We start from the raw sequence: 15,976 nt of genomic DNA, 5'->3' as shown, positions 1-15,976 counted from the left end.
CTTTCGCTGGGATGACACCCGGTGGAGGAGGCGAGAGCGTGGACCATCACGGGTGCGGCGCACTGCGGCCGGTGGTTCAACGAAACGCTTAGTCCTAAGCCGCGATCCCCGTAAACTCGAGGAACGCCTCGAGCGGCAGCGGTTTTGACAACAGGTACCCCTGCAGCTCGTGGCAGCCGCGCGCCATCAGGTAATCGCGCTGCTGCTCGGTGGCGACGCCCTCGGCGGTCACCTTCATGTTCAGCGACCGCGCCAGGTCGATAATGGTCCTGACGATCACCTCGGCATCGGTGGATTGGCCGAGCTGGCCGACGAACGAGCGGTCGATCTTCAGCTTGTCGACATTGTAGCGCCTGAGGTAGTTGAGCGACGAATAGCCGGTGCCGAAATCGTCGAGCGCCAGCCGGATACCTGCTGCCCGCAACCGGGTCAGCCCGCTCTCGGTGGCTTCCGACGTATCGAGCAGCACGCCCTCGGTGATCTCGAGCTGCAACCGCGCCGGACTGATGCCGAGCAGCCGCAGCTGCTCGATCACCCGATCGACAAAACGCCGGCTCTTCAGTTCCACCGGCGAGACGTTCACCGCCACCCAGGGGATTGTCGTCCGCGCCAGCATGCGGCAGGCTTCCTCGAGCACCCATTCGCCGAGTTTCTCGATCAGCCCGCGTTCTTCCGCCACGCCGATGAACACATCAGGCGCCAGCCGGCCGCGCTCCGGGTGCTCCCAGCGCACCAGCGCCTCGGCGCCCGCCACGGTGCGGCCGTCGGCAGCGAAGATCGGTTGGTATTCGAGGGTCAGCTCGCCGCCGGTGTCGAGGGCTCGGCGCAGATCCTGCTCGATGCGCCGCTTCTCCTCGACCGTCTCGGCCATCGGCGGCGCAAACACCTCCCAGCGCCCGCGGCCGCGCGCCTTGGCTTCGTAGAGCGCGATGTCGGCCTCGCGCAGCATGCTGAGCGCGTCCGATCCCGGCCGCCATGGTGCGATGCCGAAGCTGGCAGTGATGAACGCCGGATCGTCAAACAGCCGGAACGGCCGCCCGAACTGCAACTGGATCGCCCGGCACAGCGATTCCGCCGCGCCTGCCGCAGGCCCGGAGAGCAGGATTGCGAACTCGTCGCCACCCACCCGCGCCAGCGTCCCCGCCGGCCCCACCAGCTGGAACAGCCGGTTGGCCAGCTGGCGCAGCAGGTCGTCGCCCGCCACGTGCCCCAGCGTGTCGTTGATATGCTTGAACCGGTCGAGGTCGATCAGCACCAGCGTCGCCGGCACGCCCTCCGCTGCCCGCCCGGCAAGGGCCGCGAGGTCGCGTTCGAACTGGGCCCGGTTGGGCAGCCCGGTCAGCGAGTCGTGGTAGGCGAGGAAATGGATATGCGCTTCGGTGCGCCGCCGCTCGGTGATGTCGCGGGCGCTGCACACCAGCCCGATGATCTGACCCTCGGGGTTGCGCAGCGGCAGCTTCGAGGTCGAGAGCCAGAGCTGCGTGCCGTCGGGGCGGACCACATATTCCTCGTGGTCGATCAGCGCCTTCTCGCCGCGGATGACGCTCATGTCATCTTCGTAGTAGCGCCGCGCCAGCTGCGGCGGATGCACATCGAGATCGGATTTGCCGATCAGGGTATTGGGATCGCCATGCCCAAGGTCCGCCGCCACCGCGCGGTTGGCAATGACGAAGCGTGCGTCCTTATCCTTGATGTAGAGATAGTCGGGCACCTGGTCGATCATGGTGCGCAGCCAGCTGCGCTCCACCTGGGCCCGCTGCTGCTCCCCGGCCAGCTCCGCCGCAAAGCGCTGCAATCGCTCGTTGGCGGCCACCAACGCGGCAAGCGATTCCGGTGGCTCGGGGCGAGCGACGTGCTGGACGGGGGACCGCTTCACAACCATCGGGGCCTCGGAACCGGATAGTTCGGGCGACTATCATGCTAGGCAGCAATGGATAAGCAACTCCTAATCTACGCTAAGTACAAGGCCTGCCCTCAGCGCCCCGCCGCAGCAGCGGAGCGATAGTCGCTCGGCGAGATGCCGTTGAGCCGCCGGAACGCCTTGGCGAAATAGTTCCCATTGGCGAAGCCGGTTGCCGCGGCGATGGCGGCGACTGGCTGGTCGGTGGCGATCAGCAGCCGGGTTGCCCGTTCCATCCGTGCTGCGAAGACGAAATCCGAGGGGCTCTGCCCGGTCTCGCCGCCAAAACGCCTGACGAAATGCGCCCGGCTCAGCCCGGCCACGCGCGCCAGCCGGTCCACCCCCAGCGGCTCGCCCAGGTGCTCGGCGACAAAACTCTGCGCTCGGGCGATCGGCGGCGCCACATTGGTGGCGAGCGGCGTCGCGCCGAACAACCCGTCATGCAGCGCCATCATGGCGTCATACGCCGCGGCCGAGGCCTCGCCGCTGAGCAGTTCGGGCGATCGCATCAGCCGCACGCAGGCCTCCGCCATGCGGTCGACCGCGCCTGCTCCCGGCGTCACCACCGGTCCCTTGAGATCGATGATCGCCCGCATCAGCCGCAGCGCCTCGCGCCCATTGGCGCCGATCCAGAAATACTCCCAGGTCTGCCCCCGATCGAGCCAGTAGCGGTTGGCATGCGGAAAGCTCAGCACCATGGTAGAGCCAGGCAGCAGCACGTGCCGGGCCCCGGCATAGTCGAGCTCGCCCCGCCCGGCGATGGTGTGCTGGATGATGACGAACGGTACGTCGCCGCGTTTCAGGCCCTCCCAGTTATAGACCTCGTTGACGCGCTTCTCGAAGCCGGCGCCAGTGGCCATCACGTGAAAGCCCAGCGGCCCGCGCGGTGGCGCGATGGCCTGGATCTTGTGCCCATGGGCAATCAGGTCGGACAGCATGAAATTACCCGCGATCGCATGTCTTTCCTCTACACCCTCGACCCGCCTTGCCGCTAGATGGAGCCCAATTCAAAGGGGAGGAACGCCATGTCGTTCAAAGTCGCGATCATCGGCGCCGGTTCGGTCGGCTTCCCCAAGACCCTGATCTCGGATCTGCTCAAGGTGCCGGAATTCGCCGATGTCGAGTTTGCGCTGACCGATATCAACGCCCACAACCTCGACATGATCCAGCAGATCATCTCGTCGATCGTGGCGGTCAACAACCTGCCGGCCAAGGTCACCGCCACCACCAACCGGCGCGAAGCTCTGTCAGGCGCGCGCTACATCATGAGCTGCGTCCGCGTCGGCGGGCTCGAGGCCTTCGCCACCGACGTCAACATCCCGCTGAAATACGGTGTCGACCAGTGCGTCGGCGACACCATCTGCGCCGGCGGCATCCTCTATGGCCAGCGCAACATCCCGGTCATTCTCGATTTCTGCAAGGATATCCGCGAGGTCGCCGAGCCGGGTGCGCTGTTCCTCAACTACGCCAACCCGATGGCGATGAACACCTGGGCCGCCGATCTCTATGGCGGCGTGGACGTGGTCGGGCTTTGCCATGGCGTGCAGCATGGCGCCCACCAGATCGCCCAGGTGCTCGGCGTCGATGACCGCGACCTCGACTATGTCTGCTCGGGCATCAACCACCAGACCTGGTACATCGACATCCGCGCCAAGGGCCGCAAGATCGAGGCGGACGAGCTGATCGCCGGCTTCGAAAAGCACCCGGTCTATGCAAAGCAGGAAAAGGTCCGCATCGACGTGCTGAAACGCTTCGGCGTCTATTCGACCGAGTCGAACGGCCACCTCAGCGAATACCTGCCCTGGTACCGCAAGCGCCCGGAAGAGATCTCGCGCTGGATCGACATGAGCGACTGGATCCACGGCGAAACCGGCGGTTATCTCCGCCACTCGACTGAACGCCGGAACTGGTTCGAGACCGATTTCCCCAAGTTCAAGGCCGAAGCCACCAAGTCGCTGTCGGAGCACAAGCGTACCACCGAGCACGCCAGCTACATCATCGAGGCGCGCGAAACCGGCCGCACCTATCGCGGCCATTTCAACCGCCGCAACAACGGCATCATCAAGAACCTTCCGGCGGACGCCATCATCGAGAGCCCGGGCTTCGTCGATCGCTTCGGCATCAACATGGTCGAGGGCATCGAGCTGCCAATCGCCTGCGCCGCCACCTGCTCGGTGTCGATCAGCGTGCAGCGCATGAGCGTCGAGGCGGCGATGACCGGCAATATCGACATGCTGAAGCTCGCCGTGCTGCATGACCCGCTGGTCGGCGCCATCTGCACCCCCGACGAGGTCTGGCAGATGGTCGACGAAATGGTGGTCGCCCAGGCCCAGTGGTTGCCGCAATATGCCGACGCCGTCCCCGCCGCCAAGGCCCGGCTGGAAAAGGCCACGGTGAAGACCAGGGATTGGGCCGGCGCCGCCCGCAAGGTGGTCCGCTCGGTCGAAGAGCTGCGCGAGATGAAGGGGGCGCATCACTGAGGTCTCACCAGCGCCGGTGGAGGCCGCCCCCCACCCTTGATCCCTCCCCGCAAGGGGGAGGGAGACGCATGCTGAGATGCTGGTGTGAGGGTCTCCCTCCCCCTTGCGGGGAGGGGACAGGGGTGGGGGTCCGCAACCACCGGCGGGCTGACGAGGCACAAGTTAACTCCCATTAACCCGACTCCCTGCATGGTGGCGGCATGTCCGATGTCGCCACCGCGCTGCTGCAACTGATCGGCCGTACCGAGCCCGCCGCCGACCCGGCGCTGGCGGCGGTAAAGCTGGCGCGTGCCAGCCTCGACGCGCTGATCCTCCGCCTCGGCCAGAGCATCGACGCCAAGGTCACCGCGCAACTCGCCGGCGGCCTGACCCAGCTCACTGCCGGCGGCGAGAGTTTCGTGCTGAAGCTCGAGACGCCGCTGCCGGTCAATACCGCGGTGACCCTGAAGATCACCCCGACGCCGACCGGTCAGCCTGCCGTCACTGTCAACGTGCAGCCGCAACCCGCAGTTGCCCAGCCGGCTCCGCCAGCGCCGCAAGCGCTGCCGCCGCTGCCACCACCGCCTGCCGCCACAACGGCGCCGCCTCCACCGGTTCCGTCGGCTGCGCAACCCGCACCTCCCGCGCCACCACCGCCCGGCGCTTCACCGGCTGCGGCAATGCCGGCGACCCCATCCGTTTCTCCGGCTGCCCCGGCGCTGCCAACCCTCACCCAGGCTCAGCCGCCGATCCCGGCCGCTCAAGCGCCGGCGACCCCGGCGCTGCAAGCCGCGCCCGCGGCGCCCCCGCCGGTTCCCCACGCGCCGGTTCAGCAGGCGGCGGTTGCCATGGTGCCAGCTGCGCCGACACAAACGCTGCCATCAGCTCCAGCCCCGGTAATGCAGGCGCCGCCAACCGCGCCCGCCCCAGCGGCGCCGGCTCAACCAGCTCCGGTGGCGGTTCCGCCGCTCAACCAACCGACCACACCTGCCGCCGTCTCGACGCCGCCGGCGCCGGTTGCGGCTTCCACGCAGCCCGCGACGGCCCAACTCCCTCCGTCCGCCCCGGCCGTCCCTGCGAGCAACTCCCCCACGACGAGCAGTCCGACACCGCCGCCGATCTCGCAACCCGCGGCCACCACGTTGCCTACGCCAGTTGTCGCAAGCGGTCCGGCACCGGTCGGTGCGCCGCAGCTCGTATCCGCCCTGGCGTTGCCAACCCCCGCACCTCAGGCAGCGGCCCCAGCGACCTCGCTGGCACCGCCGACGGTCGTGTCGCCAGTGGTCACAGCACCGATATCGACCCCGCGGCCGGTACCGCAGCCCGTCTCGCCGCCGCTCGCCCAGATCCTCGCCGATCCTGTCCAGGCCGCGGCGCGCCAGGATAGCGTCCTGCCGCTGATCGCCCGGCTTGCGACACTCGCCGCGCCCACCGCTGCGGCGCTGCCGCGTCCCGCCCTCGAAGCCATCGCCATGCTGCTCGGCACCCGGCTCGACCTCAACCGCGCCCCGCCCGACGGCAAATCGCTTCGCGACGCTGTGCTGCGCACCGGCATCATCACCGAGCCCGGCACCCGCACCCCCACCGATGCCAAATCCGCCCTGCTGCAGCTGCGCTCGGCGCTCTCGGGCTTCCTCGGCGGCGAAGTCGAGGCGATCGCGCCGGTGACGCGCCGTCCACCCCCGCCGCTGAAGGGCGAGCCTGTCCGTGCCCCTTCCACCCAGCCCGCACCGCCTTTGGCTGAAGAACCCGTCGAGACGGCCCGGCAGCTGCTCGGTCACGCCGATGCGGCGCTGTCGCGCACAAAGCTGCTGCAGCTGGCTTCCAACCCCGGCGACGCCGGCCGCCCCAATATGGCGGCCCCAGCCGCCGAGTTCCGGGTGGAAGTGCCGATGCAGCTCGGCGCCGAAACCGGCATCCTGCAACTGCTGGTCGAGCGCGACGGCAAGCACAAGCGCAGCCCGGCCGAGCGCGGCTGGCGCATGCGTTTCGCGCTCAATTTCGCCGCTACTGGCGAAGTCGGCGCCGAGGTGGCGCTGCTCGGCCGCAGCGCCAACGTCTCGCTGTGGGCCGCCGACCCGGCCACGGCCGAGGCGCTCGAGGCGATGCTGCCCGAGCTCGCTCCGGCGCTGGCCCGCCACGGCCTCGATGTCGCTTCCGTGCGGGTCCGCCGCGGCGCGCCGCAACCCGCCGCCCGCGCCCCGGGACAATTGCTGGACAGCGCCCGATGACGGACACTCCAAAGCCCGTCAGCCTCGCCGTCGCGCTGGAGTATGAGCGCGGCACTCGAGATGCCCCCCGCATCATCGCCAAGGGTCGGGGCGAACTGGCTCGCCGCATCGTCGAGGTGGCCGGCGAAGCCGGCGTCGTCATCGAGGCCAACGGCCCGCTCGCCGAAGCGCTGGCGAGCGTCGAACTCGACGAGCAGATCCCGATCGAGCTCTACGAGGCGGTGGCCGAGATTATCGGTTTCATCCTCCGCGCCAGCGCCCAGCGCCACTGGACGCCTACGGCAGGCAGCTAGCGTCCCCACCTTGCATTCTCACCCGGCTCCGGGCGAAGTGACGCGCCATTCCCTGGAGCCCGCGTCATGCCGACCATTGCCGACCTCGATACTCCCGCCGTCCTCATCGATATCGATCGCGTCGAGGCCAATCTGCAGCGGGCCCAGGCACATGCCACCGAGCAAGGCTATGCCCTGCGCCCGCACATCAAGACCCACAAGCTGCCGCGCTTCGCCAAACGCCAGGTCGAACTCGGCGCCGTCGGCATCACCGTGCAGAAGCTGGGCGAGGCCGAGGTGATGGCCGATGCCGGCATCGCTGATATCTTCCTGCCCTACAATATCCTCGGCCCGAAAAAGCTGGCGCGGCTCAAGGCGCTGAACGAGCGTGTCACCCTCTCGGTCACCGCCGACAGCCCCGACACGCTGTTCGGCTATGCGGCGACCTTCACCGAGGGCAAGCCATTGACCGTGCTGATCGAATGCGATTCCGGCGGTGGTCGATGCGGTGTGCAGACGCCGGCCCAGGCGCTGGCGCTGGCCCGCCAGATCGCGCTCGCCCCCGGCCTGCGTTTCGGTGGCCTGATGACCTATCCGCCGCTGCATGGGGTTGAGAAATCCAATGCCTGGCTCAGCGAGGCGGTGGCGCTGTTCGCTCAAGCTGGTATCGCCGTGTCGCGCGTCTCCTCGGGCAACAGCCCGGACATGTGGGCCCCCGCCGCCGCGCCCGTCACCGAGCGGCGCCCCGGCACCTACATCTACTACGATCGCTTCCAGGTGAAGGAACGGGTGGCCGGCCTCGACGATTGCGCGCTCAGCGTTCTCGTCACCGTGGTCAGCCGTCCCACTGCCACCCGCGTGGTCATCGATGCCGGCTCCAAGTCGCTCACCTCCGATCTCCTCGGCATGGAAGGCTTCGGCCTGGTGATGGGCACTGATCTCACGGTGAAGGGGCTCTCCGAGGAGCACGGCGTCATCGAGCTGCCGGTCGCTTCGGATTGGCCGCGCATCGGCGAGCGGCTGCGCATCATCCCCAACCACGCCTGCGTCATCTCCAACCTGTTCGACAGCGTGACGCTGATCTCCGGCGACGAGGTTCGCGAAGTGGTTCCTGTTGCGGCCCGCGGTCGAGTCGACTGAGCGCTTTCCGGAAAAGTCGACAAAATCGAAAATCCGGAGCTTTCGGCGTTTCACTGCAACGGGGAAATGCTCTAGAACTCCTCACGCAAGGGAGTGGTATTCAAATGGTCGCTGATTGGTATGATGGTTTGACGCTGGCAACCGAGTGGCGTCCGGCCGCTGAAGGTGTGGCGGCGCGCTACCGGCTGATGCTCACCAACGATACGGGCGAGGCGCTGCGCGATTTCCGGCTCGGCATTTCCGGCCCGGCGCGGGTCAGCGACGATGCCGAGATTGTCGGCGCCAAGGTGGTGACCCAGCTTTCCAATTTCTGTGAGCTGGCGCCCGAGCGCGGCTTCGTGCTCGCCCCCGGCGCCCGCTGGACCATCGATGTGCTGAAGCTCGATTACCCGATCCGCCACTGGACCGATGGCGCCACCACCGGCTTCCTCGTTCTCGCCGATGGCACGACGCGCTCGCTGCGCACCGTGCCGACCCGGCGTGAGGGCAGCGACACGCTGCGGAAGAAAGGCACCGCCATCTTCGAGGTCCCCGAGCAACCGCCGGTGCCGGTGTCGATCGTCCCCTGGCCGCAGGATGTGGCGGTTTCCGGCCGCCGCACCGCGCCCGCTGGCCTCGCGCCGATCGCCTCGGCCATCGGCAAGTCCGCTGCTGCCGCCTTCGGCAAGCTGACGGAGAAACTGTTTCCCGGCGAAGGTCTCGTCCGCCCCGCCCATGAAGGCGGCTTTCCGGTTGAGCTGGTCGCCGGCGCCGGCGGCAAGGAAGGCTATGCCATCGAGTTCTCCACCGACCGGGCTCGCATCGTCGGCGAAACCGAAACCGGCCTGCTCTATGGCCTGATCACACTGGGCCAGATCCTGCGTGGCGCCCGTATCCACCTGCGCCAGTTCAACTTCCCCACTGCCGGCCGCATCGAGGATGCCCCGGCCATGGTGTGGCGCGGCAGCCATCTCGATGTCGCCCGCCGCTACTACGCCAAGGACGAGGTCGAGCGCTTCATCGCCATCCTCGCCTGGAACAAGCTCAATGTGCTGCATTGGCACCTGAGCGACGACGAATCCTGGCGCGTCGAGATCGACGCCTATCCGCAGCTCACCGGCAAGGGCGCCTGGCGCGGCTACGGCATGCCGGTGCCGCCGCTGCTTGGCTCGGGTCCGGAGCGCACCGGCGGTTACTATTCGAAGGCCGATATCCGGGCCATTGTCGGCTTCGCCACCGAGCTCGGCGTCGACGTGGTGCCTGAGATCGATATGCCGGGCCATTGCTATGCCATGCTGCAGGCCATCCCGGCGCTGCGCGACCCCGGCGAGAATGCCCCCTATTATTCGATCCAGAGCTTCCCCAATAACTGCCTCAACCCGGCGGTCGAGGCCACCTACGGCGTGGTCGAGGCGATCATTGACGAGATGGTCGAGCTCTTCCCCTCGCGCTACTTCCATGTCGGCGCCGACGAAGTGCCCGAGGATGCCTGGCACTCCTCGCCGGCCGCCAACAAGATGCGGCAGAAGCTCGGCGTTACCGGCGCCGCGCCGCTGCAGGCCCACTTCCTGCAGCGCCTGCAGACCTACCTTACCTCGAAGGGCAAGCTGACCGGGGCCTGGGAAGAAGCCTCGCATGGCGGGGGCATCGACAAGGCCAATTGCTATCTGGTCGGCTGGCGCACCACCGAGGGCAGCCAGCAGCTCGCCGCCGAGGGCTACGAGGTCGTCGTCGCCCCAGGCCAGGCCTACTATCTCGATATGGCCAATACCGAGGATTGGCACGAGTGCGGCGCCGCCTGGGCCGGCTGGTCGTCACCGGAAAAAGCCTACAGCTTCGAGCCGACTGCCGGCTGGAGCGACACCGAGCGGAAGAAACTGCTCGGCGTCCAGGCCTGCATCTGGTCCGAGCCGATGACCGATCGCGCCGTGTTCGACCGGCTGGTCTTCCCGCGCCTCTCGGCCATCGCTGAAACCGGCTGGAGTTCCAGCCGCGATTTCAGCCGCTTCAAGGCGCTGGTCGGCCTGATGCCGAACCTTTACGGTCGCTACGAAGGATTCTGAGTGAAGGACTGATAGGACAAATGGGCGATCTGCTGGTCCGGCTGTATGACCTGCCGGACATTGCCTCCGAAGCAAAGGTGCAGGCGGCCGGGGTGACCGTCCGCCGCGCCCTGCCGCCGGAGCGTCACGTCGTCACCGCCTGGGTCGGCAAGCACTTCAGCCCGTTCTGGGTATCCGAGGTCGAGGCGGCGATGAGCCGCCTGCCGGTCACCTGCTGGATCGCCGTGAAGGATAACCAGCTGCTCGGCTTCGCCTGCCACGATGCCACGGCCAAGGGCTTTTTCGGCCCCACCGGGGTCGACGAGGCGGCGCGCGGGCAGGGGATCGGCGAGGCCCTGCTGATCGCCACCCTGCGCGGCATGCGCGAGGCGGGCTATGCCTATGCCGTCATTGGCGGTGCCGGCCCGGTCGAGTTCTATCAGAAGCGGCTCGATGCCATGGTGATCCCCAAATCCGAGCCCGGCATTTACAATGGGATGCTGCGACCACCCAAGTCGGATTGAATCCAGCGTATCGACTAACCTTGCATTTACTCGCTACCGCTAGGCTATGAGCTTCGATCTCCTTGGGATTTCCGGGGCTCCAGCATTTTGCCAAAGACCGGAAAGACATCCACCGCCTCGCCGGACGCGGCCGCGCCACCTGAGGCCGACACCGCGGCGCTGCTGAAACTCACCCGCTCGCTGAGTTCGGCGCGCGGCAAGCTGCGCGCCCAGGAACTGCATCTGCGCGCCATTCTCGACAATCTCGCGCATGGCATTTCGCTCTACGATCGTCACGGTCGGCTGGTGCTGTGCAACCGCCAGTTCCTCGATATCTACCGGCTGCCGCCGGCGCTGGGTAAACGCGGCACCAGCTTCCGCCAGATCCTCGAGGCGCGCGTCGCCGGCAACACTCATGTCGGCGACGACATCGAGGGCTATGTCGCTGACCGGCTGAGCGCCGTACACGAGCAGCGTACTTTGGGCGGCATCCATCGGCTCAATTCCGGACAGGTCATTTCGATGACCCACCAACCGATCGACGATGGCGGCTGGATCTCGACCCACAAGGACGTGACCGAGCTGCACAATATGCAGGCCGAGCTCACCCACCTCGCCTATCACGATGCCCTGACGGGCCTCCCCAATCGCACGCTGTTCTACCGACGGGTCGGTAACGCCTTCCATGACATTGGCAGGGCCAGCGGCTTTGCTGTGCTCTGCCTCGATCTCGATGGCTTCAAGGCCATCAACGACAGCCTCGGCCACGCGGCCGGCGATGCGCTGCTGAAGCAGTTCGCCGCCCGCCTCGGCGGCTGTCTCGGCCCTACGGACAGTGCCGCCCGCATGGGCGGCGACGAATTCGCCGTGCTGCATCGCGGTGGCGACGCCGAAAGCGCCCTCGACCTCGCGACCAGCATCTGCGCCGCCACCGTCTCGCCTTACGACCTCGACGGTCAGGTGCTGACCATCGCCGTCGGCATCGGCATCGCGGTGGGCGGCGCCGATGGGAATGAGCCCGACGAGCTGCTGCACAATGCCGACGTTGCGCTCTACGCCGCCAAACGCGACGGTCGCGGCGCCATCCGCAGCTTCGAACCCGAACTCAACCGCATCGGCGTCGATCGCCGCCGGCTCGAGGCCGACCTGCGCCGGGCCCTGGAGTTCGGCGAATTCGAGCTGCACTTCCAGCCCATCCTCAACCTCCGCACTCACGCCTTTTCCGGCTTCGAGGCGCTGCTGCGCTGGCAGCACCCGGAGCGCGGCGTGGTGCCACCCTGCGACTTCATCCCGGTCGCCGAGGAGACCGGCCTGATCGTTCCGATCGGCGATTGGGTGATCCGCGAGGCCCTCGCCGAGGCGGCCCGCTGGCCCGGTGATCTGAAGATCGCCGTCAACGTCTCGTCGGTGCAGCTGGTGCGCGGCAGTCTCCTCACCACGTTGGTCCAGGCCCTCGCTGCCTCCGGCATCGCCCACGAGCGGGTCGAGATCGAAATCACCGAGTCGGTGTTCCTCGAAAACTCCGAGCAGAGCCTCGATACCCTGCGCCAGCTCCGCGCCCTGGGTGTCCGTATCGCGCTCGACGATTTCGGCACCGGCTTCTCGGCGCTCGGCTACCTGCTGGCCTTCCCGTTCGACAAGATCAAGATCGATGGCACCTTCATCAGAGCGCTCGACAGCGCCGAAGGCGCCGAGACCATCGTCGCTGCGGTAGCCGATATCGGCGCCCGCCTGATGATGGCAACCACTGCCGAGGGCATCGAGACCGCCGAGCAACTGCGCGGCGTGCATGCTGCCGGCTACACCGAGGCGCAGGGCTACCTGATCTCCCGCCCGATGGCCCGCGACGCCGTCCGCCGCCTGGTCCTCGCCTCCGACGCCATGCCCGAGGCGCCGTTCGAAGAGCGCGAAGCGGGGTAGGTTCACGGCTGAGTTGGCTCGCAAAGTCCCCCCATTTGTCACCGCCATTGGTCTCGCGTCCCCTCTCCCCTCTGGGGAGAGGGTCAGGGTGAGGGGTAGCCAAGCACACTAAATGAGCGGCCGTTGCTGCGATGCGGGCCGCGTTTGATGCCGGCGTGCTTGGCGCCCCTCACCCCAGCCCTCTCCCCAGAGGGGCGAGGGGGTGCTTCGGCACGGGCGGTGCAAGGCATTGCCGATCAATGGTGAACCGCCCCCCGTCACCCGACCGTCATCGAACCGTCACGGCAGCTTCGCCTGCCGCGTGCACGCATCCCCGCATATTTCCAGGGAGCGTCAGCATGACCGATCGTTTGAAAACCCGCGCGCGCCCGACGCGCCGGCAGTCCTTCACCACCAAATATTCCGACCTGATGGCCGAGGGCTATTCGCGCCGCACCGTGCTGAAGGGGCTGCTTGCCGGCGCCGCGCTCGCCACCTCCGGCCTCGGCTTCAGCCGCGCTGCCGCCGCCACCAACTCGCCCTCGAGCCTCACCTTTCCCGAGCTGAGCCGCGTCACCGACAAGACCGACCACTGGCCCGAAGGTTACTCTCGCCAGATCCTCATCAAGTGGGGCGACAAGCTGTTCGCCGACAGTCCGGCCTTTGACATCGCCAGCCTCGATGGCGCCGCGGCCGAAAAGCAGTTCGGCTACAATAACGACTTCACCGCCTTCCTGCCGCTGCCGCAGGGCAGCGAGGCGAACGACCATGGCCTGCTGGTGGTGAACCACGAATATGCCTCGCCCTACCTGATGTTCCCCGGCATGACCGATGAGGATTACCGGGAAAAGCTCACCGACGAGCAGATCCGCGCGGTCGCCGCGTCCACCGGCATCTCCGTCGTCGAGGTCAAAAAGGCCGGCAGCGAATGGCAGGTCATCACCGACGGCCAGTACAACCGCCGCGTCCATATGGGCACCGAGATGCGGCTGAGCGGTCCTGCCGCTGGCGACGATCGCTTGAAGACCAGCATCGACCCCACCGGCACCATCGTCTTCGGCTCGATTTCCAACTGCTCGGGCGGCATCACCCCGTGGGGCACCATGCTCTCGGGCGAGGAAGGCGGCATGGATATCTTCGCCGGCGACTACACCACGCTGCCCGACCAGGAGCTGGTCGAGCGCCAGGGCTGGGATGAAGACGAGAACGACGGCTATGCTTTGGGCCGCATTGACGCGCGTCTGAAATTCGAGAACGAGCCCAACGAGTGGCTGAAGTTCGACTGGGTGGTCGAGATCGATCCGTTCGATCCCACGGCCAAGCCGGTGAAGCGCACCGCGCTCGGCCGCTTCACCCATGAGGGGGCGCAGGTCGCCGTGGCGCCCGATGGCCGCGTCGTCCTCTATATGGGCGACGATGACGACTTCGAGTACCTCTACAAGTTCGTCACCTCGAAACCGTGGAATCCCACCGACCGCGCCGCCAACAAGGACCTGCTCGATGAGGGGACGCTCTACACCGCCCGCTTCGATGCCGACGGCAAGCTGAGCTGGCTGCCGCTGGTGCAGGGGCAGGGGCCGCTGACGCCGGAGAATGGCTTTCACAGCCAGGCCGACGTGGTGCTCCGCACCCGCATGGCTGCCGACCTGCTCGGCGCCACTCCGATGGACGCACCGGAAGGCTTCGTGCCGCACCCGAAAACCGGTCGCATCTATATCGCCATGACCGAGAATGAGGATCGCCTGCCGGCCGGCGAGGGTGATGCCGGGGAGCAGGTCAACGTCGCCAATACCCGCGCCCCCAACCCCGACGGACACATCCTCGAGCTCACCCCGCCCGGTGCCCCCGAGGCGCCCGACCATGCCGCCACCGACTACACCTGGGACGCCTTCATCCTCTGCGGCGACCCGACCGATCCGGCCGCGCATGCGCTCTGCCACCCCGAGACCTCGGCCAATGGCTGGTTCACCGACCCGGACAACCTGTCGGTCGATCCCGCCGGCCGCCTCTGGGTCACCACCGACGGCCCGCCCGATGCCGGCTTCAACGATGCGCTCTATGCGGTCGATACCGAAGGGGACGGCAAGGCCCTGCCAAAACTGTTCTACTCGCCGCCGGTCGGCTCGGAAGTCTGCTCGCCGGCCTTCACGCCCGACGGCAAGACCATGTTCCTCTCCATCCAGCACCCCGGTGAACTTCGCCTCGAAGACGGCGAGGATTCCACCTCGATTGCCGACGCCGGCACCAACTGGCCCGACTTCATCGACGGCCAGGGCCCGCGCCCCTCGCTGGTGGTGATCAGCAAGGACGATGGCGGGGTGATCGGCAGCTGAGGGCAGGGCGGGCTAACTGAAGCAGACGGCGCCCTCCCATCCTCCCCCATGAAGGGGGAGGTGCTCCGCTGGTTCACTTGGCACGAACGAAGACAGAGCTCCGTCTCTTCACCTCCCCCTTTATGGGGGAGGCCGGGAGGGGGCCGTCTCTATCAGTCAACGTACAAAAAAGGCGGGGATCGCTCCCCGCCTCGTCACTCCTGAAACCCCAAGTCTCAGGGGAAAGTTCTCAGAGCTTGTCGGTGATCGCCGAGGTGAAGGCGCCCGACGGCTTGTTCTGGATGATCTTCTGGTCCAAAAGCGCCTTCTCGGTGCGGTCATAGGCGGCCGCGTCGAGCTTGAAGTCCTTGGCGTCGACGAGCTTGGCCACTTCGCCCATCATGTACTTCTGATGGTCGAGGGTCTGTGCACCGCTTTCGTCGTTGTCGATGACGATCTGGGCGGCTTCATCCGGATTGTCGATCGCGTACTGCCAGCCCTTCTGCGAAGCGCGGACGAAGCGCACCATCTTGTCGGCGAAGGCCGGGTCGGCGAGCTTGTCTTCCATCGCATAAAGGCCGTCCTCGAGCAGGTCGTTGCCGAGGTCGGTGTAGTTGAAGATCACCAGCTTGTCGGTGGTGAAGCCGGCGTCGATCGCCTGGCCCAGCTCGTTATAGGTCATCACCGAGATGCAATCCGCCTGCTTCTGCACCAGCGGCTGCACGTCGAACGACTGCTTCAGGACGTTCACGCCATCGGCGCCGCCCTCGGTCGGGATGCCCAGCTTGTTCATCCAGGCGTAGAACGGATACTCGTTGCCGAAGAACCAGACGCCGAGCGTGTGGCCCTTGAAGTCGGCTTCGGTCTGCACCGGGCCATCCTTCGGGCAGATCATCAACAGGCCGGATTTCTTGAACGGCTGCGCGATATTGACGAGGCCGACGCCCTGCTCGCGGGCCGCCAGCGCGCCGCCCATCCAGTCGACGATCACGTCGGCGCCGCCACCGGCGATCACCTGTTCGGGGGCGATATCCGGCCCGCCCGGCTTGATCGTGATGTCGATGCCTTCTTCGGTGTAGAACCCCTTGTCCTTGGCGACGAAGTAGCCGGCGAACTGCGCCTGCGTCACCCACTTGAGCTGCAAGGTGACCGGATCGGCCGCGTAAGCCGCGGTGGCACCGAGCGCCAGAGCGCCCGCCACCAGACCAACGAGAAGCTTCTTCATTTTTTGCGTTTCCC

11 protein-coding genes are annotated in these 15,976 nt (G+C 67.0%); 8 read left to right on the top strand and 3 right to left on the bottom strand.

Translation table 11 applies throughout. The annotated features are described in order from the left end of the window. Window positions 1-94: 94 nt before the first annotated feature. The gene (locus tag ACSQ23_RS02925) at window positions 95-1,882 is read right to left on the bottom strand and encodes a putative bifunctional diguanylate cyclase/phosphodiesterase (RefSeq protein ID WP_436089648.1); all 1,788 of its coding nucleotides are present in this window, start codon (window positions 1,880-1,882) and stop codon (window positions 95-97) included. Between the two features lie 92 nt (window positions 1,883-1,974). Beyond that, window positions 1,975-2,838 (bottom strand): helix-turn-helix domain-containing protein, encoded by an 864-nt coding sequence (locus ACSQ23_RS02920; protein WP_436089647.1) that lies wholly within the window; start codon window positions 2,836-2,838, stop codon window positions 1,975-1,977. Window positions 2,839-2,925: 87 nt separating this feature from the next. Here ACSQ23_RS02920 and ACSQ23_RS02915 point away from each other — a divergent pair, with 87 nt between their 5' ends. From ACSQ23_RS02915 to ACSQ23_RS02880, 8 genes are all read left to right on the top strand, one after another. After that, complete coding sequence (locus ACSQ23_RS02915; protein ID WP_436089646.1) at window positions 2,926-4,380, top strand: alpha-glucosidase/alpha-galactosidase; 1,455 nt, start codon at window positions 2,926-2,928, stop codon at window positions 4,378-4,380. A gap of 200 nt (window positions 4,381-4,580) precedes the next feature. Continuing rightward, window positions 4,581-6,590 (top strand): flagellar hook-length control protein FliK, encoded by a 2,010-nt coding sequence (fliK, locus tag ACSQ23_RS02910; RefSeq protein WP_436089645.1) that lies wholly within the window; start codon window positions 4,581-4,583, stop codon window positions 6,588-6,590. Continuing rightward, on the top strand, window positions 6,587-6,883 hold the full coding sequence (locus tag ACSQ23_RS02905) for an EscU/YscU/HrcU family type III secretion system export apparatus switch protein (protein WP_436089644.1): 297 nt from the start codon (window positions 6,587-6,589) through the stop codon (window positions 6,881-6,883). Before fliK ends, ACSQ23_RS02905 begins: the two co-directional genes overlap by 4 nt. Before the next feature lie 66 nt (window positions 6,884-6,949). After that, on the top strand, window positions 6,950-8,002 hold the full coding sequence (locus tag ACSQ23_RS02900; RefSeq protein WP_436089643.1) for a D-TA family PLP-dependent enzyme: 1,053 nt from the start codon (window positions 6,950-6,952) through the stop codon (window positions 8,000-8,002). 104 nt (window positions 8,003-8,106) lie between these two features. Further along, on the top strand, window positions 8,107-10,044 hold the full coding sequence (locus ACSQ23_RS02895) for a beta-N-acetylhexosaminidase (protein ID WP_436089642.1): 1,938 nt from the start codon (window positions 8,107-8,109) through the stop codon (window positions 10,042-10,044). Between the two features lie 20 nt (window positions 10,045-10,064). Beyond that, window positions 10,065-10,547, top strand: coding sequence for a GNAT family N-acetyltransferase (locus tag ACSQ23_RS02890; RefSeq protein ID WP_436089641.1), 483 nt, complete (start codon window positions 10,065-10,067; stop codon window positions 10,545-10,547). Window positions 10,548-10,634: 87 nt separating this feature from the next. Continuing rightward, window positions 10,635-12,446, top strand: a complete 1,812-nt coding sequence (locus tag ACSQ23_RS02885) for a putative bifunctional diguanylate cyclase/phosphodiesterase (protein WP_436089640.1) — start codon at window positions 10,635-10,637, stop codon at window positions 12,444-12,446. A 338-nt stretch (window positions 12,447-12,784) separates the two neighbouring features. Continuing rightward, window positions 12,785-14,758 (top strand): PhoX family protein, encoded by a 1,974-nt coding sequence (locus ACSQ23_RS02880; protein WP_436089639.1) that lies wholly within the window; start codon window positions 12,785-12,787, stop codon window positions 14,756-14,758. Between the two features lie 229 nt (window positions 14,759-14,987). Here ACSQ23_RS02880 and ACSQ23_RS02875 read toward each other — a convergent pair whose 3' ends face one another. After that, complete coding sequence (locus ACSQ23_RS02875) at window positions 14,988-15,962, bottom strand: ABC transporter substrate-binding protein (protein ID WP_055876595.1); 975 nt, start codon at window positions 15,960-15,962, stop codon at window positions 14,988-14,990. Window positions 15,963-15,976 lie beyond the last annotated feature (14 nt).

Source organism: Devosia sp. LjRoot16 (assembly GCF_964252795.1).
GTDB lineage: Bacteria > Pseudomonadota > Alphaproteobacteria > Rhizobiales > Devosiaceae > Devosia_A.
This window is presented reverse-complemented; position numbering and strand designations above follow the sequence as displayed.

What these genes read in the sequence shown, in the direction of transcription:
- ACSQ23_RS02925 (WP_436089648.1), bottom strand. Translation starts at nt 1,882, where the DNA reads ATGGTTGTGAAGCGGTCCCCCGTCCAGCACGTCGCTCGCCCCGAGCCA.
- ACSQ23_RS02920 (WP_436089647.1), bottom strand. Translation starts at nt 2,838, where the DNA reads ATGCTGTCCGACCTGATTGCCCATGGGCACAAGATCCAGGCCATCGCG.
- ACSQ23_RS02915 (WP_436089646.1), top strand. Translation starts at nt 2,926, where the DNA reads ATGTCGTTCAAAGTCGCGATCATCGGCGCCGGTTCGGTCGGCTTCCCC.
- fliK (WP_436089645.1), top strand. Translation starts at nt 4,581, where the DNA reads ATGTCCGATGTCGCCACCGCGCTGCTGCAACTGATCGGCCGTACCGAG.
- ACSQ23_RS02905 (WP_436089644.1), top strand. Translation starts at nt 6,587, where the DNA reads ATGACGGACACTCCAAAGCCCGTCAGCCTCGCCGTCGCGCTGGAGTAT.
- ACSQ23_RS02900 (WP_436089643.1), top strand. Translation starts at nt 6,950, where the DNA reads ATGCCGACCATTGCCGACCTCGATACTCCCGCCGTCCTCATCGATATC.
- ACSQ23_RS02895 (WP_436089642.1), top strand. Translation starts at nt 8,107, where the DNA reads ATGGTCGCTGATTGGTATGATGGTTTGACGCTGGCAACCGAGTGGCGT.
- ACSQ23_RS02890 (WP_436089641.1), top strand. Translation starts at nt 10,065, where the DNA reads ATGGGCGATCTGCTGGTCCGGCTGTATGACCTGCCGGACATTGCCTCC.
- ACSQ23_RS02880 (WP_436089639.1), top strand. Translation starts at nt 12,785, where the DNA reads ATGACCGATCGTTTGAAAACCCGCGCGCGCCCGACGCGCCGGCAGTCC.
- ACSQ23_RS02875 (WP_055876595.1), bottom strand. Translation starts at nt 15,962, where the DNA reads ATGAAGAAGCTTCTCGTTGGTCTGGTGGCGGGCGCTCTGGCGCTCGGT.